We start from the raw sequence: 24,595 nt of genomic DNA, 5'->3' as shown, positions 1-24,595 counted from the left end.
GCACTCGCCGGGACTCATCGGTCTGGCATCCGGCGATGTTACGAAAAGGATTCGGAAGTGGTTCAGGTCACACGACGGTATTCTCGGATGCGGTAGCGGGTGCCGGTACGGGACTCCACCCAGTCCGGGGCCTCTTCGGTGGTCCACTCCGGCGGGACGAGGGGTGCGTAGGTGTCACCGGCGACCTCGAGATCGACCTCGGTGACGACCAGCCGGTGCGCGAGCGGCAGGAACTCGGCGTAGACAGCCCCTCCCCCGATCACCCAGACCTCCGGGGTGTCTGCCGCGTGCAGCGCCTGCTGCGGGGTGTGCGCCACGACCGCGCCCTCGGCGGACCAGTTCTGGTCGCGGGTGAGGACAACGTTGCGGCGGTCGGGCAGAGGCCTGAACCGCTCGGGCAGCGAGTCCCAGGTGGCGCGGCCCATCAGCACGGTGTTGCCCCTGGTCAGGCGGCGGAAGTTGGCCTGGTCCTCGGGTACGTGCCAGGGAATGTCACCGGCCCGGCCGATCACCCGTCCGGCGGCCTGGGCCCAGATCAGGGCGATCGTCATCGGGCCCGCACCTGCACGCCGGCGTCGGTGACCACGAACTGCACCGCATCGAGATTTTGGACGATTGCGTCGGCCGGGAGCTGATCGGCGGCATGGGTGGTGGTCACGGCCAGGCACGCCGCGCCGGCGGCGCGGCCGGAGGCCAGACCGGCCGGAGCGTCTTCCACGACCAGGCAGTCACTCGCGTCGAACCCGAGTTTCTCGGCGGCCAGCCGGTAGGGCGCCGGGTCCGGCTTGCCCACCGCCACCATGTCGGCGGTGACCAGCACCGAGGGCGCCACCAGGCCGGTGACCGCGATCCGGGCCCGGGCCAGGGGGCCGACGCACGAGGTGGCGATGGCCGAGCGGCCGCTGGGCGCCAGGGCGGCCAGGGCCTCGGCCGCGCCGGGCAGGACGACGACGCCCTCGGTGTCCTCGGTCTCGATCTCCTCGATCCGCCGGGTGCCGGCCGCCCACTGGTCCTCGGGCAGGAACTCGGGCACGATCTGCGCGGCCGGGACACCGTGCCACGTGCCGAAACTGGTCATGGGGACGCCGAACTCAGCCGCCCAGCGCAGCCAGGACCGCTCCACCGCGGGGGTGGAGTCGATCAGGGTGCCGTCCATGTCGAACAGGACGGCGGCGAAGGTGCGCCCGGCGAGGGAGCCCAGGAGATCGTTGTCGGCCACGCTCCTCAGCCTAGGTCCTCAGTCCTGTCCCGGCCCGCGGCCCCGGGTGCTCCCTCGGCCGTATCGGTGCGCTTTCGGGGGCGGGTGGAATGATGCCCACATGGCATCGAACGTCCTGGTCCGGCCCGCCCGCGCCAGTGATCCCGCGGTGATCGGCGCGATCCAGTCCCGGGCCTGGGGCACGGCCTACGCGCAACTGCTCCCGGCCGAGGCGCTGGCCGTGCTCACCCCGGCCGAACTCACCCCGGTCTGGCGCGAGGCGGTGCTGCGCCCGCCCAGCGCCAAGCACGGGGTCTTCGTGGCCGTGACGGACGACCTGGTGGTCGGTTTCGCCTCGGTGGCGCCGAGCGACGACAAGGACGCAGACGCGTCGACCGGCACGCTGGGCGTGCTCGCGGTCGATCCGGGGCACCAGCGGGCCGGGCACGGTTCGCGGCTGCTCTCCGCGGTGGTCGACCACCTGCGCCGGCACGACTTCGGCGCGATGACGGTCTGGGTTCCGGAGGCGGACCAGCCGCGTGTCTCGTTCTTCACCTCGGCGGGCATGGTGGCCGACGGAGCCCGCCGCTCGTTCGCCGGCGCGGGTGGGCAGACCGTGGTGGAGGCCCGCTACGGGGCCGAGATCGGGGCGCCCGCGGGTGGCTGAGACCGGCACCGTGGCGGCGAAGGGCACCCGGCTCACCGGGATCGACGTGGCCCGGTCGTTCGCCCTTTTCGGCATGATGGCCACGCACATCCTCTCCGGCCCGGGGTCGGACGAGGGCCTGATGGGTGCGGTCCACGAGGTGGCCGGAGGGCGGGCCGCGGCACTCTTCGCGGTGCTGGCGGGGGTCGGGCTGGCGCTGGCCTCGGGCGGCGACGACCCCACGCCCGAGAAGGTCTCCCGCACCCGGCGGACCACTCTGGTGCGTTCGGTCGCCCTGGTCGTACTGGGCCTGACGCTGGGCCTGGCCGAGACCCCGGTGGCGATCATCCTGGCCTACTACGGCCTGCTCTTCCTGGTCGCGGTGCCGGTGCTGGCCCTGCGGGCGCGCCGGCTGGCCGGCGCGGCCGTGGCCTGCGCCCTGGTCACCCCGGCGCTCAGCTACTGGCTGCGCGGCGAGCAGGAACTGGAAGAGGCGTCCGGCCCCAACCTGGAATGGTCGTCCCTGGCCGAGTTCGGTTCGGTGCTGCGGCATCTGCTGCTCACCGGGTACTACCCGGTGCTGACCTGGACCACCTATCTGTTCGCGGGGCTGGCCGTCGGCCGGCTGGCGCTGCGCAGCCGCCCGGTCGCGGCCGCCGTGGCCGGGACCGGTGCCCTGCTCGCGGCGAGCGCCTGGGCCGTCTCGGCCGTGGCCGTCCGTCTGGCCGGGGGTTTCTCCATCCTGATCACCAACGACCTGCCCACCCGCTACTCGGTCGACGGGGTCTCCCCCAACGACGGCTTCTACGGCACCACCCCGGTCAGCGATCCGTGGTGGCTGGTGGTCCGGGTGGCGCACAGCGGCTCGATCACCGACCTGGTGCACACCACCGGCACGTCGCTGCTCGTGCTCGGGCTCACCCTGCTGGCCGTCCAGGCCCTCTCCGACGCCGGGCGAGCGGCCCGGGTGCTGCTGACCATGCTGGCCGCAGCGGGCTCGATGACGCTGACCCTGTACTGCCTGCACGTGCTCGCGGTCGGGCTGAACGCCAGCGGCGGGTCGCTGGTGGACGCCTGGCCCTTCCTGGCGCTGAACGTGGCCGGCGCGATCGTCATAGCGTTGCTGTGGGGAGCGCCAGGGCGGCGCGGCCCGGTGGAGGACGCGATCGCCACGGTGGCCGGGGTGGCGGCGCGCCGCTGACCGGCGGCGCCCAATGCGGGCGAAGATCGGTGCAACGTCGGCGGCAGGCTCGTCGTCTGTCTACCGCAAGATCCCCCGTGCCCGGGGGACGCGTGTGCTCAGCCGGCCGCTCAGCCGAGCGGCGGGCCGGAGACACCGAGGAGCCAAGGAGGCATGGTGGGCCTGTTCGACAAGATCCGCGGCGAGCTGATCGACATCATCGAGTGGCTGGACGACAGCCGCGACACGATGGTCTACCGATTCCCGCGGTACCAGAACGAGATCAAGATGGGCGCCAAGCTCGTGGTGCGGGAGTCGCAGACCGCGGTCTTCGTCAACGAGGGCACCATCGCCGACGTGTTCGGTCCCGGCACCCACACCCTGCAGACGCAGAACATGCCGATCCTGTCCACGCTCAAGGGCTGGAAGTACGGGTTCGACTCGCCGTTCAAGGCCGAGGTCTACTTCGTCAGCACCCGTCAGTTCACCGATCTGAAGTGGGGCACGCAGAACCCGATCATGCTGCGCGACGCCGACTTCGGGATGGTCCGGGTGCGGGCGTTCGGCGCCTTCTCGGCCCGGGTCTCCGACCCGGCCCGGTTCCTGAAGGAGCTGGTCGGCACCGACGGCCTATTCAAGACCGACGAGGTCAAGGAGTTCCTGCGCCAGCTGATCGTCGGCCGGCTCACCGGCGCCCTGGCGCACGCCCAGGTGGCGGTGCTCGACCTGGCCCTGCACCAGGAGGAGATCGCCGCCCGGCTGGCCGGCACCCTCACCGAGGAACTGGCACCGAACGGCATCGCGGTGCCGAAGTTCATCATCGAGAACGTCTCGCTGCCGCCCGAGGTCGAGCAGGCGATGGACAAGCGCACCCAGATGGGGGTGCTCGGCGACCTGAACAAGTACACCCAGTTCCAGACCGCCAACGCGATCGAGAACGCCTCGAACAACCCGGGCGGCGCCGGTGACGCGCTCGGCCTCGGTCTGGGCGTCGGGCTCGGCCAGCAGGCCGCCGCGGCGATGACCCAGAAGCCCACGCCGCCTCCGGCTCCCCAGGCCCCGGCCGGCCCGCCGCCGCTACCGAACCCGGCCCAGTGGTACATCGCGGTCAACGGCCAGCAGCTCGGCCCGCTGGACGAGGCCGGCCTGCAGAACAACGTCTCCGGGGGCCAGCTGTCCGGCAGCACCCTCGTCTGGCGGGCGGGGATGAACGAGTGGACCGCGGCCTCCGCCGTGCCGGAGGTGGCCCGGTTGCTCAACCAGGGTCCGCCGCCGCTGCCGCCTTCGCTGCCCCAGAGCTGAACCCCCACCCCAACTTCCGGTAGAGCAGGTCAGGGATGACGGACGAGAGCGTCCAGAGCACGACGCCGCAGGAAGGCGCCCAGTACACCCAGCAGCAGTACCCGTGTGTCTCCTGCGGCGCCCGGCTCACCTTCGCCCCCGGCACCACCGCCCTGAAGTGCCCCTACTGCGGGGCCGAGCAGCAGGTGGCCCGCGACCCCGACCGTGAGGTGAACGAGCACTCGTACCAGCAGTGGCTGGCCGGGGCCCAGGACAAGCCGGTGGTGCAGCTGGCTCCGCACACGGTCACCTGCACCGGGTGCGGGGCCCGCACCGAGACCGACCACATCTCGGACCTGTGCCCGTTCTGCGGCGCCGCCGTGGTGGTCGAGCAGGACGCCGACCTGGTGATCGTGCCGGAGGGGGTGCTGCCCTTCGGGATCACCGCGTCCAAGGCCATGGACCTGTTCCAGAGCTGGGTGAAGAGCCGCTGGTTCGCCCCCAACTCGCTGAAAACCCTGGCTGCCCGGGAGGCCCTGGAGGGCACCTACCTGCCGTACTGGACGTACGACAGCGACACCCACACCAGTTACTGGGGTCAGCGGGGCGACTACTACTACGAGACCGAGACGTACAAGGACGCCGAGGGCGAGGAGCAGACCCGTGAGGTCCGGCGGATCCGCTGGACCTCGGTGAGTGGCCAGGTGCAGCGCGGTTTCGACGACGTGCTGGTCTCGGCGGTGAAGCGGCTGCCGGTCGAGAAGGTGAACAAGCTCGAGCCCTGGGACCTGCCCGCGGCGGTGCCGTACCAGCCGGAGTACCTGGCCGGCTACCAGACGCTGCGCTACGAGGTGGAGCCGCCCGAGGGCCTGGAACGGTTCCAGGACATCGCGCAGAACCAGATCGAGCGGGACTGCCGCGACGACATCGGCGGCGACCAGCAGCGGGTCAGCTCGATGGACACCCACTGGGGGTCGGTGACCTTCAAGCTGCTCCTGCTGCCGGTCTGGCTGGCCGCCTACCGTTTCGACAACCAGGTCTGGCGGGTGATGATCAACGCCCGCACCGGTGAGGTGATCGGCGACCGGCCCTACAGCTGGGTCAAGATCGCCGCCGCGGTGGTCGCCGGCCTGCTGCTGGCCGCCGCCATCGCCCTGCTCGTGATGGCGGTACGCGGCCGATAGCTCCTACAGGTAGTGCTCCAGGCCCTGCACCAGCCCGGGACGCCCGGCGACCTGGCGCACGGCCAGGAGCACGCCCGGCATGAAGGAGATGCGGTCGAAGCTGTCGTGCCGGATGGTCAGCTGCTCCCCCGGCCCGCCCAGCAGCACCTCTTCGTGGGCGACCAGGCCCCGCAGGCGCACCGAGTGCACGCGCACACCCTCGACGTCGGCGCCGCGGGCCCCGTCCAGCGCGGAGGTGGTGGCGTCGGGCGAGGGCGCCACCCCGGCCTCGCGGCGCGCGGCCGCGATCTGCTGGGCGGTGTGCCGGGCCGTGCCCGAGGGGGCGTCGGCCTTGTTCGGGTGGTGCAGCTCCACCACCTCGACCGACTCGAAGTGCTTGGCGGCCTCGGCGGCGAAACGCATCAGCAGCACCGCACCGAGGGCGAAGTTGGGGGCCAGCAGCACGCCGACCTCGGGGGCCTCCGCCAGCGCCGCCCGCACCTTGGCCAGACCCGCCTCGGTCCAGCCGGTGGTGCCGACCACCGCGTGCACGCCCTGCTCGACGCAGGTGGCGACGATGTCGTCCACCCCTTCGGGCCCGGTCATCACGACCGCGACCTGTGCGCCCTTCAGGCCGGCGAGGAGGTCGTCGCCGGAGCCGATCCGCGCGCTGAGCGTCAGATCGGCGGCGGCCTCCACCGCTTCGCAGGTGGTTCTGCCCATCCGACCGGCCGCGCCGATCACTGCTACCGCTGTCACGCAGGCGAAGGTACCAGCGATGGATCCGCCGACCGGCCGGTCGGCGGATCCATCGCGTTCCCGTCACCTCGGGCCAGCCGTCACTGCGGCGCCTGAGCCGCGTACGGACCCGTGTCCGGCCTCGCAAGGATGGCCAGCACGTCGGCCTCGGACGCGCCCAGCAACGGACCCAGTCCGCGGAAGGTCATGACGCCCGCCTCCCAGTCGATCCGCCACAGTTGGCTCTTGTCCGTGGCGTCGCAGGGCTTCAGAGGTACGGTGCCCTCGCGGGGCACGTCCGAGGACACACAGTTGCCGGCCGCCCCCGGTGAGATCATCCGGATCTGGTACTCCGCCCGGTCCGGGTCCGGCTGCGGGAAACCCCACAGGTCGTTCATCGGCAGGACCCCGAGGTCGGCCTCACTGAGATTGCCCGAGTCCTCGATCAGCTTCACGTTCTCCACGTTGCCGACGGTCCCCGGGACGAGCTGGATCTGCACGCCGTAGGGCAGATCCGATGCGGCCGGCTGGATGGCCACCGCGTCCGGGCCCTGCACGGCCCGCAGCCCGAACAGGCCCCCGGCGGCGAGCAGGACGACCGCCAGCGCGCCCACACCGGACCGGACCACCCGACGGCGCGTACCCCGCCTGCGCACGCCCTCGGGTGGAGGCACCGGAACCTCCCTTCCCGCCGCAGCCACCAGATCGTGCAGACGCTGGTCAAGACCGGCCACCGCCCATCACCCCCTCCTCGCTCAGGTTCTCGCCGAGTTGCTCCCCCAGGGCCTGACGGCCTCTGACCAGCCACGACTTGACCGTGCCCTCGGGCGCCCTGAGCTCCTTGGCGATCACGCTCACCGGAGCATCGGCGAAGTAGTGCAGCACCAGCGCCCGCCGCTGCCCGTCCGGCAACGTGCGCAGGGCCTGGACCAGGGCGACGTGATCAGGCCCGAGCCCGGAAGGGTCCGAGGCCGGCGGTGACGAGCTCCGGCGGTGGGCCCGGAGCCGGTTCCCGTTCTTGCGCCACGTGCTGATCTCCACCCGCACCGCGACCGTTCGCACCCAGGCCTCCGGCGAATCACTGCGGCGCACAGCGCCCCAGCGTTGCCAGGCCCGGGTGAACGCCTCGGCGGCCGCATCCTCGGCGGCGGCCAGATCGCCGTTCATCGCGTAGAGCTGGCCCAGGATCCGCCGGTAGGAAACGGCGTAGAACTCATCGAACTCCTGACTCCTCGACACGACACCCCCCTTCCTGCATTCCCTCCATCACACGCAGAAGACGCCTGGACTGCGGGACAGGATGCGAGCGGCCGCGATTTTCTTCGCGGCCGCTCGGTCGGTGGGTGTCAGGAGAGCGCCGGGTCCACCTTGGCCGTCTCGATCTCGCGGCTGGTGTCTTTCAGCGCCACGCCGGAACGCCCGAGCTGACGGGCGCCGGCGATCAGGCCACTGACCACGCGGGCGGCGGCCGCGTACGGAAGGCCGCCGGGGGCATGGATGTTCGACACGCAGTTACGGTCCGAGTCGGCGAGGCCGGGGCGGGGGCGATGGGTGAGGTAGATGCCCAGGCTGTCGGCCACGGAGAGACCAGGGCGTTCGCCGATCAGGACCAGCACCGTCTGCACGCCGAGCGCCGCACCGATGTGGTCGCCCAGTCCTACCCGGGCCTGAGTGGCGATCACCGGTGGGGCCAGGGTGAGGGTGGGTGGGAGGACTTCGACCAGGGCCGCGAGCAAGGCCGGGCCGTGGGTCTGGAGGGCTCGGGCGGAAAGACCGTCGGCCAGCACGAATCCGACGTCGGCCGCGGCGGCGGGGACGCCGGAGAGGTCGGCCGGGAGCCGCCCCAGGTCTGGGCGGCGCAGGTACTCGGCGCGATCAGCGGCCTGGCTGGTCACGACCACCGCGGGGCCCAGGCGGGAATGCGGTTCCTCCGCGGAAGAACCGCCCACCCCGGCGTCGGCCAGTGCTTCCAGCAGAGCATCCACGTCGAGCGGATCGTGCACCGCGTCCCGGGCGATCGCATGAGCCAGGCGGAATTCCAGCACCCGCGACGTCGGCATCCCGTCGCCCACCCGCCCCAGCCCGATCCGGGCCTGGGTGGTGGCCCGCAATTCGTCCCAGAAGTCCGTCACGAAGCCACTCCCGTCAGGGCCAGGGCACGCAACGCCGAGGCCGAAGCGTCTACGGGCAGCACCCGTCCCCCGTCGGCCAGCATTCCCAGCTGGTCCAGCCAGGCCTCGAACTCCGGGGCCGGCCTCAGCCCGAGCGCCTGCCGCACGTACAACGCGTCGTGGAAGGACGTGCTCTGGTACCCCAGCATCACGTCGTCAGCCCCCGGCACCGCGATCACGAACGAGCAACCGGCCACGCCCAGCAGCGTCAGCAGGTTGTCCATGTCGTCCTGATCGGCCTCCGCGTGGTTGGTGTAGCAGACGTCCACGCCCATCGGGAGGCCGAGCAGCTTGCCGCAGAAGTGGTCCTCCAGCCCGGCGCGCACGATCTGCTTACCGTCGTAGAGGTATTCCGGCCCGATGAACCCGACCACGGTGTTCACCAGCAAAGGCTTGTACTCGCGGCAGACCGCGTAGGCGCGGGCCTCGAGCGTCTGCTGGTCGACCGGACGCCCTCCCACCCCACGATGAGCGTCGGCGGAGAGCGCCGAACCCTGCCCGGTCTCCATGTACATCACGTTCTGCCCGACCGTGCCCCGGTTGAGCGACAGCCCGGCCTCGTACCCCTCGCGCAACATCGAAAGCGTCACCCCGAAGCCCTGATTCGCTGCCTCGGTGCCGGCGACCGACTGGAACACCAGGTCCACCGGAACACCGGCCTCGATCAACCCGATGGTGGTGGTGACGTGGGTAAGCACGCACGACTGGGTAGGGATGTCGTAGGTGGAGCGGACCTCGTCGAGCAGATGCAGCAGATCGGCACAGGTCTGCGGTGAATCGCCGGCCGGGTTCACGCCGATCACCGCGTCCCCGCAACCCAGCAACAGACCATCGAGAGTGGCCGCAGCAATGCCGCGTAGATCGTCCGTAGGGTGGTTGGGTTGCAGTCGCGTCGCGAGCCGCCCCGGCAGGCCGACGGTGGAGCGGAAGGCCGACGTGACCCGGGTGGCGCGGGCCACCGCAATCAGATCCTGATTGCGCATGAGTTTGCTTACCGCGGCGACCATTTCCGGCGTCAACCCAGGAGCCAGCGCCGTAAGCACGGAGCCGGCATCGGGGCGAGGTGCCAGATCCAGCAGCCAGTCACGGAACGCGCCTACGGTCAGCGAGGACACCGGCGCAAAGGCCTCGCGGTCATGGGTGTCGAGGATGAGCCGCGTGACCTCGTCGGTCTCGTAGGGCACCAGCGGTTCTTCGAGGAACTGCGACAAGGGGACGTCGGCGAGCGTCAGTTGGGCAGCAACCCGCTCGGCGTCGCTCTGTGCTGCGCACCCGGCGAGTTCGTCTCCGGAACGGGCCGGCGTGGCCTTGGCCATCAGATCGACCAGCCCGTCGAACTGGTGTGTCGTACCCCGGCTGGTCTGTGCGTACCTACTCATGGGCTTACCTCCCCGGCCCAAAATAAAGGACGCCTGTTACCGCGAAGGCGGTTACAGGCGTCCTTTGTTTCGAACGAGGTTTTCAGGCGATCCGGAAGGTGCGCTCGGGATCGAACGGCCCGACCACGGCCAGAGACAACGGACGGGAGGCCAGATCCTCGGCCAGCGACCGGATGTCTTCCGCGGTGACCTCACGGATGCGCCCCAGAGCCCGGTCGAGGCCCAGGTATTCACCGTGCACCAGCTCGGCCTTGCCCAGACGGGACATCCGCGAACCGGTGTCCTCCAGACCCAGCACCAGACCGCCGGCCAGCTGACCGTGGGCCCGGAGCAGCTCCTCTTCCGGCACCGGTTCTGTCGCCAGACGGCGCAGTTCGGCCACCATCAGGGCGATCACCTCGTCCACCCGGGACGGGGTGCAGCCCGCGTAGAGACCGAAGTAGCCGGAGTCGGAGTAGCCCGAGGCGAACGAGTAGACCGCGTAGGCCAGGCCCCGCTGTTCGCGGATCTCCTGGAACAGACGGCTGCTCATCCCGCCCCCGAGCACGGCGTTGAGCACCGACATCGCGTAGCGACGGCGGTCGGTGGCCACCAGGGAGGTGGTGCCGACGACCACGTTCGCCTGCTCGGTGGCCCGGTTCACCACGATCGAACGATGCGGCAGCCCGTCCTCGGCGAGGCCGGCCTGCTCCGGTTCCGGATGGGCCACGTCGCGCCGCGCGTAGGGACGGTGCCCCTCGTCGAGGTGCCAGCCCGAGCGCGCCAGGCTGGCCGCGACCAGCTCGCACACCCGGTCGTGGTCCACTCCCCCGGCCACCGTGACCACCAGGCCGGGCGCCTTGTAGTGCTCGGCGTAGTGGTCGGCGATGTTGTCCCGGCCGACGGCCCGGATGGTCTCCGGGGTGCCGCCGATCGGACGGCCCAGCGGGTGCTGCCCGAGAACCAGTTCGGAGAACCGCTCGTGCACCACGTCGGCCGGGTCGTCGTCGTTCATCGCGAGCTCTTCGAGGATGACCCCGCGCTCGTTCTCCACGTCACCGGCGTCCAGCCGGGCGCCGGTGACCATGTCGCAGAGCACGTCCACGGCCATCGGCAGGTCCTCGTCCAGCACCCGGGCGTAGTAGCAGGTGTGCTCCTTGCCGGTGACGGCGTTGGACTCACCGCCGACCCGGTCGAACGCGGTGGCGATGTCCATCGCGCTGCGCCGGGACGTGCCCTTGAACAGCAGGTGCTCGAGGAAGTGGGTGGAGCCGTGGTGACCGGTGGTCTCGTCACGGGAGCCCACGCCGACCCAGAAACCGATGGTGGCCGAGCGCAGTCCGGGCATCGCCTCGGACAGCACCCGGACCCCGCCGGGGAGGACGGTGCGGCGCACGAGGGCACCGCTCTCCTCCCCGGCGACGGTCTGCGTCGAGCCGGAACTCCCGGAGGCGACCAGCGGCAGCGGGACCGCCGTCACCGGCCGGTCCTCACCGGGGTGAGAGGCACTCTCAGGCCTCCGCCGTCTCGGACTTGGCCTCGGTCTCCTCTTCCAGGACCGGAGCCAGCGAGAGCTTGCCACGCGGGTCGATCTCGGCGATCTCGACCTGGACCTTCTGGCCGATGCTGAGCACGTCCTCGACGTTCTCCACCCGCTTGCCGCCGACCATCCGGCGGATCTGCGAGATGTGCAGCAGGCCGTCCTTGCCCGGCACCAGCGAGACGAACGCACCGAAGGTCGTCGTCTTCACGACGGTACCCAGGTAGCGCTCCCCGACCTCGGGCATGGTCGGGTTGGCGATCGCGTTGATCGCCGTCCGGGCAGCCTCGGCCGAGGGGCCGTCGACCGCACCGATGTACACCGTGCCGTCGTCCTCGATCGAGATGTCGGCGCCGGTGTCGTCCTGGATCTGGTTGATCATCTTGCCCTTGGGGCCGATGACCTCGCCGATCTTGTCGACCGGGACCTTCACGCTGATCACGCGCGGGGCCAGCGGGGACATCTCGTCCGGGCGGTCGATCGCCTCGCTCATCACGTCGAGGATGTGCAGCCGGGCCTCGCGGGCCTGGGTCAGCGCGGCGGCCAGCACGGAGGCCGGGATGCCGTCGAGCTTGGTGTCGAGCTGGATCGCGGTGACGAACTCCGAGGTACCGGCGACCTTGAAGTCCATGTCACCGAACGCGTCCTCGGCGCCCAGGATGTCGGTCAGCGCCGCGTACTCGGTCTTGCCGTCGACGGTGTCGCTGACCAGGCCCATCGCGATACCGGCGACCGGGGCGCGCAGCGGCACACCGGCGTTCAGCAGGGCCAGGGTGGAGGCGCAGACCGAGCCCATCGAGGTGGACCCGTTGGAGCCGAGGGCCTCGGAGACCTGACGGATCGCGTAGGGGAACTCCTCCCGGCTGGGCAGCACGGGCACGAGCGCGCGCTCGGCCAGGGCGCCGTGACCGATCTCGCGGCGCTTCGGCGAGCCGACGCGGCCGGTCTCACCGGTGCTGTAGGGCGGGAAGTTGTAGTTGTGCATGTAGCGCTTGCGGGTCACCGGGGAGAGGGTGTCCAGCTGCTGCTCCATGCGCAGCATGTTCAGCGTGGTGACGCCCAGGATCTGGGTCTCGCCGCGCTCGAACAGGGCCGAGCCGTGCACCCGGGGCAGGACCTCGACCTCGGCGCCGAGCTGGCGGATGTCGGCCAGGCCACGGCCGTCGATGCGGACCTTGTCCTTCAGGATGCGCTGGCGGACCAGCTTCTTGTTCACCGAGCGGAAGGCCGCGGAGACCTCCTTCTCGCGACCCTCGAACTCGGCCGCCAGCTTGGCCTTGACCGCGTCCTTGATCTCGTCGAGGCGACCCTCGCGCTCCTGCTTGCCGGCGATCGTCAGGGCCTGGGCCACGTCGTCGGCGACGGCGCTCTCGACCGCGCTGAACACGTCGTCCTGGTAGTCCAGGAACAGCGGGAACTCGCTGGTCGGCTTGGCCGCGGTGGCGGCCACCTCGGCCTGCGCCCGGCACAGCTCGGCGATGAACGGCTTCGCGGCCTCCAGACCGGCGGCCACGACCTCCTCGGTCGGCGCGCCGACGCCCTGGTCCTTGATCAGGGTCCAGGAGCCCTCGGTGGCCTCGGCCTCGACCATCATGATGGCGACGTCGTCCGAGCCGTCCTCGGCCTTCACCACGCGACCGGCCACGACCATGTCGAACACGGCCCGCTCGATCTCGGAGTGCCGCGGGAAACCGACCCACTGGCCGTCGATCAGGGCGATCCGGATGCCACCGATCGGGCCGGAGAACGGCAGGCCGGACAGCTGCGTGGACAGCGACGCGGCGTTGATCGAGACCACGTCGTACGGGTCCTCGGGGTTCAGGGCCAGGACGGTGATGACCACCTGGACCTCGTTGCGCAGGCCCTTGACGAAGGTCGGGCGCAGCGGGCGGTCGATCAGCCGGCAGGCCAGGATCGCCTCGGTGCTGGGCCGGCCCTCACGCCGGAAGAACGAGCCGGGGATCTTCCCGGCCGCGTACATCCGCTCCTCGACGTCGATCGTCAGGGGGAAGAAGTCGAACTGGTCCTTCGGCGTCTTGCCGACCGAGGTGGCCGACAGGAGCATCGTGTCGTTGTCCAGGTAGACGGCGACGGAACCGGCGGCCTGCCGGGCCAGCCGGCCGGTCTCGAACCGGACGGTGCGCTGGCCGAACGAGCCGTTGTCGATGACGGCCTCGGCCGCGGTGATCTCGGGACCCTCCAAGGGTCACTCTCCTGTTCCTCCGCGATGGCCTGGCCATCCGCGGTGTCGGGCAGGAGTGGTGCGCCGAGCCGTGGTCTGTCGTTCCGGTCTTCGATCGAGGCCCACGCGAGGCACCCGCCGCAGGCGGCGGTGCAGGTCGCGGAGGCCACTACCGAGGACCGGTTAACCGGGTCTCGCCGACCCCTCCTGATTGCTTTTCGTCTTTGGTGCTGGATGGTGCTCGGTGGTGCCGGTGGGTGCTCGATGGTGCTGTGGCCCACCGATGACCCGATGATCGGGCATCGATGGGCCAGCGTCACGACCTGACACACCGAAGAGGCCGTGCCCGGATGATCCGGTCACGGCCTCGGGGGTACTAGCGGCGCAGTCCGAGTCGCTCGATCAGCGACCGGTAGCGGGTGATGTCCTTCTTCTGCACGTACTGCAGGAGACGGCGGCGCTGGCCGACCAGCAGCAGCAGGCCACGCCGGCTGTGGTGGTCGTGCTTGTGCTCCTTCAGGTGCTCGGTCAGGTCCTTGATGCGCTGGGTGAGCATCGCGATCTGGACCTCGGGGGAACCGGTGTCACCCTCGCCAGTCGCGTACTCCGCCATGATCTTCTTCTTGGTCTCGGCGTCGAGCGGCACTCGATCTCCTCCTGAAGTTCGCTGCGCGGCGCCCCGGGGCACATCCACCCGGGCACTCTGGATCCGCGGCCGATCTAACGGCAGCGACCACCGTAACAGTGCGGGTGCCCCTCCTCCCAATCAGGCGCGGGAGTTCACGCCCAGCACCGCGCGGCACCGGGCCACGTCGTCGTTCATCTGCTCCACCAGGGCCTCGATCCCCTCGAAGCGCAGGGTGGGCCGCAGCCGCTCGACGAACTCCACCGCGATCCGCTCGCCGTACAGGTCGAGGTCGGTGCGGTCGAGCACGTAGGCCTCGACCCGGCGCTCCTCACCGTCGAACGTGGGGTTGGTGCCCACCGAGATGGCCGCGGGCAGCCGCTCACCGGTGTCGTGCTCGGGATCGGCGGCCGGCTCACCGCCCTTACCCGGGCGCACCAGCCAGCCCGCGTAGACGCCGTCCGAGGGCACCGCGCCGATCGCGTCGGTGGTCAGGTTCGCCGTGGGGAAGCCCAGCTCCCGCCCCCGGTGGTCGCCGTGCACCACCACGCCGGTGACCCGGTGCGGGCGGCCCAGCACCTCGGTGGCGGCGCGCACGTCGCCCCCGGCGATCAGCTCCCGGGCGAGGGTGGACGACCAGCGCCGGGAGGCGTCCGCCCCCTTCAGGTCGGCCACCTCCTCGACGGTGAAGCCCATCTCGGTGCCGAACTCGCGCAGCGTGCCGATGTCGCCGGCGTTGCGGCGGCCGAACCGGGTGTCCGAGCCGACCACCACCAGCCCGGCGTGCAGCGCGTCGACCAGGACGTCCTGCACGAACCGGCGCGGGCTCCACTGGGCCAGCTCGTGGGTGAACGGCAGCATCAGGACCGCGTCCAGGCCGGTGTAGCCCAGCAGCTCCAGCCGGTGCGCGGGGGTGGACAGCGGCTGCGGGGCGCGCTCGGGGTGCAGGACCGCCAGCGGGTGCGGGGCGAAGGTGATCGCCACCGACCGCAGGCCACCGTCGGCCGCGGCCCGCACGGTGCGGCCCAGGACGGCCAGGTGCCCGCGGTGCACCCCGTCGAAGTTGCCGATGGTCACCGCCGAGGGCCCGAATCCGGCCGGAACCTCGCCGAGACTCCGCCACACGTGCGTTGGGCTCTGCTTCACGGGGCAACTCTGCCAGGTGGCCACTTCAGTTCCACGTTCGGTGCTCCGATGTGGTGAAATCGCTCGGTCGTCGTGAGAGCAACGTAACAATCTCCCGGGCGGCAGCGATGGTTTGCAGCGATCCTTGGTCAAGTTCAGTTCATCAAGTCCACGAGGGACCCCAACCATGAACAGTCAGCATGTCGCCGGCCGGGCTCCGATGCCCGCCCAACGAGGTATCGAGAGCTTCCTGCACAGCAGCGGCGGAGGCTTCTGCACGGTCTGCGGCACGGTCTGGCCGTGCAGCCAGGCGGTCGCCCCCACCTCCGAGGCGAAGACGCTGGCCGGCACCTCCAGCTGACCGGTCCGGTGCGCCGTCCGCCCGGGCGGCGCACCGAGCTCAACCCGTAAGCACGACCAGGGGCCGGGCGGTGAGCCCGGCGTCGGCGATCAGGGCCACCAGGGAACCGTCCGGCGCGAAGGCGGCGACCGGGCCGGGGCCGAGCTCGCTGGCCTCCAGGCGCTGGCCGTGGGCCAGCTTGCGGGCCTCCTCGTCGGTGAGCTCCCGCGCGGTGAACGCCGCCCGCGCCGCGTCGGCGATGGGCAGCAGCGCGAACGACTCCTCCAGCGACGGCAGCGTGTGCGCGCCGTCGAGGTGGTAGGGCCCGACCCGGGTGCGCCGTAGCGCGGTCAGGTGCCCGGCGCTGCCCAGGGAGGCGCCCAGGTCGCGGGCCAGGGCCCGGATGTAGGTGCCGGACGAGCAGACCACGTCGACGTCCACGTCGAGCACCGGAACGCCCTCGTGCTGCCCCGGCCGGACGGCCCGGACATGCAGGGCCGAGACGGTCACCGGACGCGGCTCGAGCTGCACTTCTTCGCCCTCGCGCACCCGGGCGTAGGCCCGCTTGCCGTCCTTCTTGATCGCGCTGACCGAGCTGGGTACCTGCTGGATGTTGCCGCGCAGGAACTCCGCCGCCGCGTCGACCTCGGCCAGGCCCAGTTCGGCCTGCCCGGGGGTGAGCGAGACCGTGCCCTCGGCGTCGTCGGTGATCGTGCCGACGCCCAGGCGCATCGTGGCCGAGTAGGCCTTGTCCGCACCGACCAGGTAGGTCAGCAGCCGGGTGGCCCGCTCCACGCCGATCACCAGCACGCCGGTGGCCATCGGGTCGAGGGTGCCGGCGTGACCGACCCGCCGGGTCCCGGCCAGCCGGCGGATCCGGCTGACCACGTCGTGCGACGTCATCCCGGCGGGCTTGTCCACGATCACCAGGCCGCTGGGGCCCGGTTCACGGGACTTCACGCGTCGTCGTCCTCGTCCTCGTCGTCATCGGCCACCAAGGGCTTCTTGTAGGGGTCGGCCTCACCCGCGTACTTCGCCCCGTTGGCCAGTGCGGCCACCTCGGCGTCGCGCTCGTTGGCCACCTTGATCAGGTCGGCCATCGCCGCGGCGTTCTCCGGCAGGGCGTCGGCGATGAACTCCAGGGTCGGCGTGAGCCGGATCCCGGTGCGCTTGCCCACCTCGGAGCGCAGCACGCCCTTGGCGCTCTCCAGGGCGGCGGCCGTGGAGGCCCGCTCCTCGTCGTCGCCGTAGACCGTGTAGAACACGGTGGCGTGCTGCAGGTCGCCGGTCACCCGGGCGTCGGTGACCGTGACGAAGCCGAGCCGCGGGTCCTTGATCCGCTTCTCCAGGGCCTCGGCCACCACCTCGCGCACCCGGTCAGCCAGCTTGCGTGCCCGTGCCGTGTCGCTCATCGTCTGTCCTGCTCTTCACTTCACTCACCCCGGACCAGGCGGGGTTACTCGTCGTCGTCGCTCCACACCCTGATCCGGGCGGAGAGCAGGTGCAGCTCCGGACGCGCGGCGACCAGCCGCTCGCAGGACTGCAGGACCTCACGGCACTGGGTGGCGTCGGAGGAGACCAGGGCCACGCCGATCTCGGCGCGGCGGTGGAGGTTCGCGTCACCGGTCTCGGCCGCGTGCACCTCGAACTTACGGCGCAGCTCGGCCACCACCGGCCGGATCGCCGACCGTTTCTCCTTGAGCGAGTGGACGTCACCCAGCAGCAGGTCCAGGGTCAGCGACCCTACGTACACAGAACCTCCCGTACGGGGCGGGCGGCGGGCCCGAAGGCCCACCGCCCGTCGTCGAACCTGATCAGGCCCGCGCCTTCTCGCGCATCTCGTAGGTCTGAATGACGTCCTCGTTCTGGATGTCGTTGAACGACCCCAGCCCGATACCACATTCGAAACCTTCGCGGACCTCGGTCGCGTCGTCCTTGAACCGCTTGAGCGACTCGATCGTGAGGCCCTCGGCGACCATCCGGTCGCCGCGGAACACCCGGGCCTTGCTGTTGCGCCGGATCTCCCCGGAGCGGACGATGCAACCCGCGATGTTGCCGAAGCGGCTGGAGCGGAAGATCTCGCGGATCTCCGCCCGGCCCAGCTCGGCCTCCTCGTACTCCGGCTTCAGCAGACCCTTCAGGGACGCCTCGACCTCTTCGATCGCCTGGTAGATGACCGAGTAGAAGCGCAGGTCCACGCCCTCACGGTCGGCGTACTCGGCGTTCTGGCCCTCGGACTTCACGTTGAAGCCGATGATGATGGCGTTGGAGGCCACCGCCAGGTTGATGTTGTTCTTGGTGATCGCACCGACACCGCGGTCGATGATCCGCAGCTCGACCTCTTCGCCGACGTCGATCTGGAGCAGCGCGTCCTCCAGGGCCTCGACCGAACCCGCGCCGTCACCCTTGAGGATGAGGTTGAGGGTCTCGACCTTGCCCTGCTCGAGGGCCTTGGTGAAGTCCTCGAGGCTGATCCGCTTGCGGGACTTGGCCAGGGCCGCGTTCCGCTCGATCGCCTCACGCTTCTCGGCGATCTGACGCGCGGTGCGGTCGTCGGGCGCCACCAGGAAGGTGTCACCGGCGCCGGGCACCGAGGTCAGGCCGAGCACCATCACCGGACGGGACGGGGTGGCCACCTCGACGGCCTCACCGTGCTCGTCGATCATGGCGCGGACGCGGCCGTGACCGGTGCCGGCCACGATCGAGTCACCCACGTGCAGCGAGCCGGACTGGACCAGCACGGTCGCCACCGGGCCGCGACCACGGTCGAGGTTGCCCTCGATCGCCACGCCGCGGGCGTCCTTGTCCGGGTTGGCCCGCAGGTCGAGGGCCGCGTCGGCGGTCAGCAGGACGGCCTGGAGCAGGCCGTCGATGTTGAGCCGCTGCTTGGCCGAGACCTCGACGAACATCGTGTCGCCGCCGTACTCCTCGGCGACCAGGTTGTACTCGGTCAGCTGCTGCCGGATCTTGTCCGGGTTCGCGCCTTCCTTGTCGACCTTGTTGATCGCCACCACGATCGGCACGTCCGCCGCCTGGGCGTGGTTGAGCGCCTCGATCGTCTGCGGCATCACGCCGTCGTCGGCCGCGACCACCAGCACCGCGATGTCGGTGACCTTCGCACCACGGGCACGCATGGCGGTGAACGCCTCGTGACCCGGGGTGTCGATGAAGGTGATCGCGCGGTCCACGTCCTCGTGCATGGTGTGGATCTGGTAGGCACCGATGTGCTGGGTGATGCCACCGGCCTCGCCGGCCACCACGTCGGTCTGCCGGATCGCGTCCAGCAGCTTCGTCTTACCGTGGTCGACGTGACCCATCACGGTCACCACCGGCGGCCGCGCCACGAGGAACTCCTCGTCGGCCTCGGCCTCGCCCTCGATGTCGATCGAGAACGTGCCCAGCAGCTCGCGGTCCTCGTCCTCGGGGGAGACGACCTGGATGACGTAGCCCAGTTCCTCACCGAGGACGTCGAACGTCTCCTCGTTCAGCGACTGGGTCGCCGTGGCCATCTCACCGAGGTGGAACAGCACGGTGACCAGGCTGGCCGGGTTCGCGTTGATCTTGTCCGCGAAGTCGGTCAGCGAGGAGCCGCGACGCAGCCGGATGACGGTGGTGCCGTCACCGCGGGGAACCGTGACGCCACCGGGTGCCGGTGCCGCCATGCTCTCGAACTCTTGACGCCGCTGACGCTTCGACTTCCGGCCCCGGACCGGGCGACCACCGGCGCGACCGAACGCGCCCTGCGTGCCACCACGGCCACCACGACCGCCACCACCGGGACGACCGGCGAAACCGCCGCCACCGCCACCGGGACCACCGGGACCGCCACCACCGGGACGACCGGCGAAGCCACCACGGCCTCCGCCGCCACCACCGGGGCCACCACGACCGGGACCACCGGGACGGCCACCGCCACCACCGCCGCCGGGACGGCCGACGCTGGTACGGCCGGGCATCATGCCCGGGTTGGGCCGGTTCGGCATGTTGCCCGGGCTGGGCCGCGGACCGCCGGGACGGGGTGCCGGACGGTCACCGGCATCGCTGCCACGGGCCGCCACGTCACCGGGACGACCGGCGCCGCCACCCTCGGGGCGCGGGCCGCGCTGCGGGCGCGGCATGCCCTGGGCCGAGGCGAACGGGTTGTTGCCCGGACGCGGCGGGCCACCGTCGCGGCCGCCACCCGGACGGGGCATGCCCTGGGAGGAGGCGAAGGGGTTGTTGCCCGGGCGCGGGGCACCCGGACGCGGGCCCGGACGGGCGTCGCCGCCCGGACGGGGACCACGCTCACCACGGTCGGGACGCTCGCCCCGCTCGGGACGGTCGCCGCGCGGGCCGGGGCCCGGACGGAAGTCGCCACCGGGACGGGGGCCACGGTCGCCACCCGGACGGGCGTCGCCACCGGGACGGGGACCACGGTCGCCACCCGGACGGGCGTCGCCACCCGGACGGGGACCACGCTCGGGCGCCGAGGCACTCGCCGCAGCGGCCGGACGCTCGGCCGGGCCGGGACGACCCGGCGTGGGACGCGGGCCCGGGGTGGGCGCGCTGGGACGGGCAGCCGGACCCGGGGTGGGGCGGGCTGCGGGGGTGCTCTGCGGCGCGGCCGGGGCCGGCGCGGAGAACGGGGCCTCGGCGGCCGGGCTGCTCGGGGCGCCGGCGGGGGCGCTCGGAGCCGGCTTGGCCGGGGCGGTGGGGGCGCTCGCCGCCGGGGCGGCGGGAGCGGCCGGAGCCGCAGGACGGGCGGGCGTCGGCGCCGGGGCGGGCCGGGCCGGGGCGGCCGGTGCGGATGCAGCGGCGGCCGGCGACGGCGTGGGCCGGGGCGCGGGTTTGGCGGACTTACGGCCACCGGCACCCTCGGCGGCGGGCATCTGCTCACGCAGACGGCGCACCACGGGGGGCTCGACGGTGGACGAGGCGGAACGGACGAACTCGCCCATGTCTTGCAGCTTGCTCAGTACGGTCTTGCTGTCGACTCCAAGCTCTTTCGCGAGCTCGTAGACCCGGACCTTTGCCACATCTCTCCTGTCTCGGCCCGAGCCAGGAGGAGGCTACGGACCGTCGTTACGTTAAAGGGGTGCTCATCGGAGCGCGCTCATCGGGTGCTCACAGCGCCGAACCCGCCTTGCAGATGCTGCTCATAGCGTTGGACCCGCTTCCAGTGGAGGACACTTCTGACACCTGTGCTGTGAGGAACTCACGGACCTGAGCCACGTCGAGCGGCCCCCCGCGGCGTAGTGCCCGGGGAAACGCCCTGCGGCGCTCGGCGAGTTCAAGACAGCTCAGCCCGGGGTGCAGCGAGGCACCCCTGCCGGACAGCTTATGGCCCGGATCGGGGACGGCGCACCACTTGCCGCCGACTTCCACCGCGACCACTCGCAACAGGTCGGACCGGTGGCCACGTTCACGACACCCGACGCAGGTCCGGATCGGGCCCTTACGGACCGATGCCGAAGCCTCGGGATTCGTGGCCGCGTGACCGGCCACCGAAATCATAGCCCCGGATGCGGCGACTTTGTTCCCAGGGTCAGCCTCGAGGTCAGCCAAGAGCTACTCGGAGCCCCCCGGACCGGCCGTTCCGGCACCGGCCGGATCGGTGTCCGGGCGGATGTCGATCCGCCACCCGGTGAGCTTGGCCGCCAGCCGCGCGTTCTGCCCTTCCTTACCGATCGCCAGCGAGAGCTGGTAGTCCGGCACGATCACCCGGGCCGAGCGGGCGTCCAGGTCCAGGACCTGCACCGACGACACCCGGGCGGGTGAGAGCGCGCTGGCCACGAAGGCCTGCGGGTCGTCGTCGAAGTCGACGATGTCGATCTTCTCGCCGCGCAGCTCGGTCATCACCGCACGCACCCGCGCGCCCATCGGGCCGATGCAGGCGCCCTTGGCGTTGACCCCGGCCACGGTGGCCCGCACGGCCACCTTGGAACGGTGACCGGCCTCACGGGCCAGGGCGGCGATCTCGACCGTGCCGTCGGCCACCTCGGGCACCTCGAGCGCGAACAGCTTGCGCACCAGGTTGGGGTGGGTCCGGGACAGGGTGATCGAGGGGCCCTTCATGCCCTTGCGCACCCCGACCACGTAGCAGCGCAGCCGGGTCCCGTGCGGGTAGCTCTCGCCCGGAACCTGCTCGGCCGGCGGCAGGACCGCCTCGACCGTGCCCAGGTCGACGTGCACCATCCGCGGGTCGGAGCTCTGCTGCACGATGCCGGAGATGATGTCGCCCTCGCGGCCCCGGAACTCGCCCAGGACCTGCTCGTCCTCGGCGTCGCGCAGGCGCTGCAGGATGGTCTGCCGGGCGGTGGTGGCCGCGATCCGGCCGAACCCCACGGGCGTGTCGTCCCACTCGCGCCGGATCGCTCCGGTCTCGTCCAGCTCGCGGGCCCAGACCACCACGTGGCCGTTCTTGCGGTCGAGCTCCACCCGGGCGTGCGGCTGCGCGCCCTCGGTGCGGTTGTAGGCCTGCAGCAGAGCCGTCTCGATGGTCTGCACCAGGGTGTTGAGGGGGATCTCCTTCTCGCGCTCGATCGCGCGCAGGGCCGCCAGGTCGATGTCCATACCGTCAGCCCCTAGTTCTCTTCTTCGTCTTCGTCTTCGTCGTCTTCGTCGTCTTCGTCCGCCTCGAGGTCGGCGAAGTCGTCCGGGTGCCCGAACTCCAGCTCGATCCGGCCCCCGGTGATCTCGGCCCAGGGAACCTCGTGCTCCTCGTCCAGCACGATGCCGGCCTCGGTGACCTCGGTCAGCCGGCCGGTGCGGGGCGTGGCGCCGGGCGCAGCGATCGTGCGCACCAGGCGCCGGCGGGCCCGCAGCCAGTGCCGGCGCTCGGTCAGGGGCCGGTCGGCACCGGGCGAGCTGACTTCAAGCACGTAGGGCGTGCCGCCCATCACGTTGCTGCTGTCGAGTTCCTGCGAGATCGCCTGCGAGACCTGGGCCACCGACTCCATCGGCACTCCGCCCAGCTCGGTCTCGGGCAGATCCACGGTGATCCGCAGCACTCGGCGCTTGCCGGCCGGGGTCACGGTGACGTTCTCGACCACCAGGCCGGCCTCGGCGGCCAGCGGTTCGGCCAGGGACCGCACACCGTCGGCCGCCGGGTGTCCGGAGGACGCGCTCATGCCGACCTCCTCGATATTGGGTTGGGACAATGCACACGACTGGAAGGCGCACCCCCGTGGGAGCGCGCCGCCGGACAACCATACCCGCTACGGAGAGCACCGCCGGACTTGTCAAGAGTTAGGGCGACAGCCCCGGAGGGTGTCTCGTGAAATGATTCTCCCCGTGCTGAGCCGCGTCACCGCAACCTCTCCCGCCCCTGTGAGCCGGCGGGTCCTCCTCGCACTCGGCACCGTCACCACCGCGGGCGGGGTGGCCGCCCTGAGCGGGTGCAGCACCGCCGGTGGGACCGCCCAGGCCGCGAGCACCACTCCCCCCGCCAGCACCTCCACCGAGGCCGAGGAACAGGCCGTGGCGGCCGTCGTGGCGCAGGTGCAGGCGCTGCACACCGGAGCGTCGAACCTGGCCGCGGGCACCCTGCCGAACGGCGCCACGCTGCGCGTCCCGGGTGCCACGGCGAGGCTGCTGACCCGGATCACGGCGGTGCACGAGGCCCAGCTCACGGCGCTCGGCTCCTCCGCCCCGACGAGCACCCCCACCCCCACCCCCACCGTCACCGCAGAGGCCGAAGCGGGCATCAACTCCCCCGGCGCCCAGGCCACGGCCGAGTGGAAGACCGCCCGGCTGGCCCTGACCAGCGCGGCCGGTCTGAGCACGGCCTTCGCCCTGCTCCTGTACAAGATCGCCGCCTCCTGCGCGGCCAACGCCGACCTGCTGCGCTCGGCGACCAAGGGCCGCGCGTTCAGCACCCTCACCGTGCTCGAGGAGGCCGGCCCGCAGGAGGAGGAGCCCGGGCTCACCGACGCCGAGGGCGAGGCGCTCAACCGTCTGCTGGCCGGTGAGCACGCCGCCTTCTACGCCTATCCCCTGGTGATCGCCCACATCGACAAGGCCCGCCAGAAGGTGGCCGGCTCGGTCTGGGCGGCCCACCGGCAGCAGCGCGACGAACTGGAGCGCCTGCTCATGACCGCGGGGCAGGATCCGGTCGAGTCGGGTGCGGCCTACGAGGTGGCCGCGCCGGCCGGTGCGGCGAAGGCGGCCGCCCTGGCGGCCACGATCGAACGCCGCCTGGCCGGCCTGGCCACCGACGTGATCGCGGCGGCCGAGACCCCGCAGACCGGCGCCACCGCGGCCGGGTTCCTGGTGGTCAGCACCCGGCGACAGGCCGCCTGGAGCAACCGGCCCGTGGCCGCGCCCGGAGCCTGAGAACCGTCAGAGCCACTCGTCCACGATCTTCAGCACGTCCAGCAGCCGCTGGGCGGTGCCGTCCGGCCTGACCTCCACCGGGACCTGCTGGTCGAGCGGGATGTCGCTGTGCGGCACGTGGATCGCCCGCAGCCCGGCCCGCTGGGCGCCGTGCACGTCCTCGTAGATCCGGTCGCCCACGTACACGCAGTTCGTCGCGGACGACCCGCCGACCGCCGCCACGGCGGCCGCGAACGCCTCCGGATGCGGCTTCACGTAAGGGATCTCGGAGGAGTAGACGTCCCCGTCGATCAGGTCGAGGATGCCGTCACGCCCGAACAGGCCGCGGTGGTAGTCGCGGGTCCAGATCGTGTTGGACAGCACCCCCACCCGCAGACCACGCTCGCGCAGGCCGGCGAACAGCTCCGGCACGTCCGGGTCGAGATAGGTGTGCGGCTCCCAGAACTCCTCGTAGGCCACCCGGGCGGCGTCGTGCCCCGGGTGGTCGGAGCGCACGCCGACCGCCTCGAACACGTCGGCCAGCCGGGCGCTCGCCCCGGACTCGCGCAGCCGGCCCCAGGCCTCGCGCTCGGCCGCCAGCATCCGGTCGGCCAGCTGGGCCCCGCCGTCGGGGTAGCCACCGATGTCCTCGGTGGCGTAGACCCGGGCGAAGACCCGCCACTGCTCGGCCAGGTCGATGGTGTGCCAGGGCGTGAGCGTGCCGCCCCAGTCGAAGATCACCGCTTCCAGGGACAT

The 24,595-nt window shown here is 71.4% G+C and carries 25 protein-coding genes; 6 read left to right on the top strand and 19 right to left on the bottom strand.

Going from position 1 to position 24,595, the window contains the following annotated elements; all coding sequences use genetic code 11:
* Positions 1–62 precede the first annotated feature (62 nt).
* Positions 63–551 (bottom strand): dihydrofolate reductase, encoded by a 489-nt coding sequence (locus QSK18_RS16180; protein WP_285620004.1) that lies wholly within the window; start codon positions 549–551, stop codon positions 63–65.
* Complete coding sequence (locus QSK18_RS16175) at positions 548–1,219, bottom strand: HAD-IA family hydrolase (protein WP_285620002.1); 672 nt, start codon at positions 1,217–1,219, stop codon at positions 548–550. The genes QSK18_RS16180 and QSK18_RS16175 overlap by 4 nt, the downstream gene beginning before the upstream one ends.
* Before the next feature lie 100 nt (positions 1,220–1,319).
* Between QSK18_RS16175 and QSK18_RS16170 the strand changes: the two genes are divergently transcribed.
* From QSK18_RS16170 to QSK18_RS16155, 4 genes are all read left to right on the top strand, one after another.
* Positions 1,320–1,865 (top strand): GNAT family N-acetyltransferase, encoded by a 546-nt coding sequence (locus QSK18_RS16170; RefSeq protein ID WP_232814871.1) that lies wholly within the window; start codon positions 1,320–1,322, stop codon positions 1,863–1,865.
* Positions 1,858–3,045 (top strand): heparan-alpha-glucosaminide N-acetyltransferase domain-containing protein, encoded by a 1,188-nt coding sequence (locus tag QSK18_RS16165; protein WP_285620000.1) that lies wholly within the window; start codon positions 1,858–1,860, stop codon positions 3,043–3,045. Before QSK18_RS16170 ends, QSK18_RS16165 begins: the two co-directional genes overlap by 8 nt.
* Positions 3,046–3,201: 156 nt before the next feature.
* Complete coding sequence (locus QSK18_RS16160) at positions 3,202–4,326, top strand: SPFH domain-containing protein (RefSeq protein ID WP_232814873.1); 1,125 nt, start codon at positions 3,202–3,204, stop codon at positions 4,324–4,326.
* A gap of 35 nt (positions 4,327–4,361) precedes the next feature.
* Positions 4,362–5,489 (top strand): hypothetical protein, encoded by a 1,128-nt coding sequence (locus QSK18_RS16155; RefSeq protein WP_232814874.1) that lies wholly within the window; start codon positions 4,362–4,364, stop codon positions 5,487–5,489.
* 3 nt (positions 5,490–5,492) lie between these two features.
* On the opposite strand, the gene dapB is transcribed toward QSK18_RS16155, so the two are convergent.
* The 9 genes from dapB to QSK18_RS16110 form a co-directional block, all read right to left on the bottom strand.
* Positions 5,493–6,227, bottom strand: coding sequence for a 4-hydroxy-tetrahydrodipicolinate reductase (gene dapB / locus QSK18_RS16150; protein WP_232814875.1), 735 nt, complete (start codon positions 6,225–6,227; stop codon positions 5,493–5,495).
* 80 nt (positions 6,228–6,307) lie between these two features.
* Positions 6,308–6,880, bottom strand: a complete 573-nt coding sequence (locus QSK18_RS16145) for a ricin-type beta-trefoil lectin domain protein (RefSeq protein ID WP_285619998.1) — start codon at positions 6,878–6,880, stop codon at positions 6,308–6,310.
* Positions 6,881–6,926: 46 nt separating this feature from the next.
* Entirely contained in the window at positions 6,927–7,445 is a 519-nt protein-coding gene (locus QSK18_RS16140; RefSeq protein WP_285619996.1) for a sigma-70 family RNA polymerase sigma factor, read from the bottom strand.
* A gap of 107 nt (positions 7,446–7,552) precedes the next feature.
* The gene (gene eutC / locus QSK18_RS16135) at positions 7,553–8,338 is read right to left on the bottom strand and encodes an ethanolamine ammonia-lyase subunit EutC (RefSeq protein WP_232814878.1); all 786 of its coding nucleotides are present in this window, start codon (positions 8,336–8,338) and stop codon (positions 7,553–7,555) included.
* Positions 8,335–9,756, bottom strand: coding sequence for an ethanolamine ammonia-lyase subunit EutB (locus QSK18_RS16130; RefSeq protein ID WP_232814879.1), 1,422 nt, complete (start codon positions 9,754–9,756; stop codon positions 8,335–8,337). The genes eutC and QSK18_RS16130 overlap by 4 nt, the downstream gene beginning before the upstream one ends.
* Before the next feature lie 82 nt (positions 9,757–9,838).
* Entirely contained in the window at positions 9,839–11,215 is a 1,377-nt protein-coding gene (locus tag QSK18_RS16125; protein ID WP_232814880.1) for a M16 family metallopeptidase, read from the bottom strand.
* A gap of 31 nt (positions 11,216–11,246) precedes the next feature.
* Positions 11,247–13,478 carry a polyribonucleotide nucleotidyltransferase gene (locus tag QSK18_RS16120; protein ID WP_232814881.1) on the bottom strand — a complete coding sequence of 744 codons (2,232 nt, stop codon included), beginning with the start codon at positions 13,476–13,478 and terminating at the stop codon, positions 11,247–11,249.
* A gap of 355 nt (positions 13,479–13,833) precedes the next feature.
* Positions 13,834–14,103: a 30S ribosomal protein S15 gene (rpsO, locus tag QSK18_RS16115; protein WP_232814882.1), complete on the bottom strand. Its 270-nt coding sequence runs from the start codon at positions 14,101–14,103 to the stop codon at positions 13,834–13,836.
* Positions 14,104–14,223: 120 nt separating this feature from the next.
* Positions 14,224–15,228 carry a bifunctional riboflavin kinase/FAD synthetase gene (locus QSK18_RS16110; RefSeq protein ID WP_232814883.1) on the bottom strand — a complete coding sequence of 335 codons (1,005 nt, stop codon included), beginning with the start codon at positions 15,226–15,228 and terminating at the stop codon, positions 14,224–14,226.
* 166 nt (positions 15,229–15,394) lie between these two features.
* On the opposite strand from QSK18_RS16110, the gene QSK18_RS16105 reads away from it, so the two are divergent.
* A complete protein-coding gene (locus QSK18_RS16105) occupies positions 15,395–15,568 on the top strand; it encodes a hypothetical protein (protein ID WP_232814884.1) in 174 nt (57 codons plus the stop codon).
* 39 nt (positions 15,569–15,607) lie between these two features.
* Here the strand turns inward: QSK18_RS16105 and truB are convergent, their stop codons facing one another.
* The 7 genes from truB to rimP form a co-directional block, all read right to left on the bottom strand.
* Positions 15,608–16,507 carry a tRNA pseudouridine(55) synthase TruB gene (truB, locus tag QSK18_RS16100; RefSeq protein ID WP_285619991.1) on the bottom strand — a complete coding sequence of 300 codons (900 nt, stop codon included), beginning with the start codon at positions 16,505–16,507 and terminating at the stop codon, positions 15,608–15,610.
* On the bottom strand, positions 16,504–16,959 hold the full coding sequence (rbfA, locus tag QSK18_RS16095; RefSeq protein WP_285619983.1) for a 30S ribosome-binding factor RbfA: 456 nt from the start codon (positions 16,957–16,959) through the stop codon (positions 16,504–16,506). Before rbfA ends, truB begins: the two co-directional genes overlap by 4 nt.
* Before the next feature lie 44 nt (positions 16,960–17,003).
* The gene (locus QSK18_RS16090) at positions 17,004–17,300 is read right to left on the bottom strand and encodes a DUF503 domain-containing protein (protein ID WP_232814887.1); all 297 of its coding nucleotides are present in this window, start codon (positions 17,298–17,300) and stop codon (positions 17,004–17,006) included.
* 61 nt (positions 17,301–17,361) lie between these two features.
* Positions 17,362–20,562, bottom strand: a complete 3,201-nt coding sequence (gene infB, locus QSK18_RS16085) for a translation initiation factor IF-2 (protein WP_285619980.1) — start codon at positions 20,560–20,562, stop codon at positions 17,362–17,364.
* 88 nt (positions 20,563–20,650) lie between these two features.
* Positions 20,651–21,040, bottom strand: coding sequence for a YlxR family protein (locus tag QSK18_RS35960; RefSeq protein ID WP_352396543.1), 390 nt, complete (start codon positions 21,038–21,040; stop codon positions 20,651–20,653).
* 54 nt (positions 21,041–21,094) lie between these two features.
* Entirely contained in the window at positions 21,095–22,099 is a 1,005-nt protein-coding gene (nusA, locus tag QSK18_RS16080; protein ID WP_232813500.1) for a transcription termination factor NusA, read from the bottom strand.
* 11 nt (positions 22,100–22,110) lie between these two features.
* Positions 22,111–22,656, bottom strand: a complete 546-nt coding sequence (gene rimP, locus QSK18_RS16075; RefSeq protein WP_285619978.1) for a ribosome maturation factor RimP — start codon at positions 22,654–22,656, stop codon at positions 22,111–22,113.
* 151 nt (positions 22,657–22,807) lie between these two features.
* Here rimP and QSK18_RS16070 point away from each other — a divergent pair, with 151 nt between their 5' ends.
* Positions 22,808–23,860 (top strand): DUF4439 domain-containing protein, encoded by a 1,053-nt coding sequence (locus tag QSK18_RS16070; protein ID WP_285619976.1) that lies wholly within the window; start codon positions 22,808–22,810, stop codon positions 23,858–23,860.
* Positions 23,861–23,866: 6 nt separating this feature from the next.
* Here the strand turns inward: QSK18_RS16070 and QSK18_RS16065 are convergent, their stop codons facing one another.
* The gene (locus tag QSK18_RS16065; protein ID WP_232813503.1) at positions 23,867–24,595 is read right to left on the bottom strand and encodes an HAD family hydrolase; all 729 of its coding nucleotides are present in this window, start codon (positions 24,593–24,595) and stop codon (positions 23,867–23,869) included.

Origin of the sequence: Kineosporia sp. NBRC 101677 (genome assembly GCF_030269265.1) — a bacterium.
Classification (GTDB): domain Bacteria; phylum Actinomycetota; class Actinomycetes; order Actinomycetales; family Kineosporiaceae; genus Kineosporia; species Kineosporia rhizophila.
Note: the sequence above shows the minus strand (reverse complement) of the source record. Positions and strands in the feature narration are given on the sequence as shown.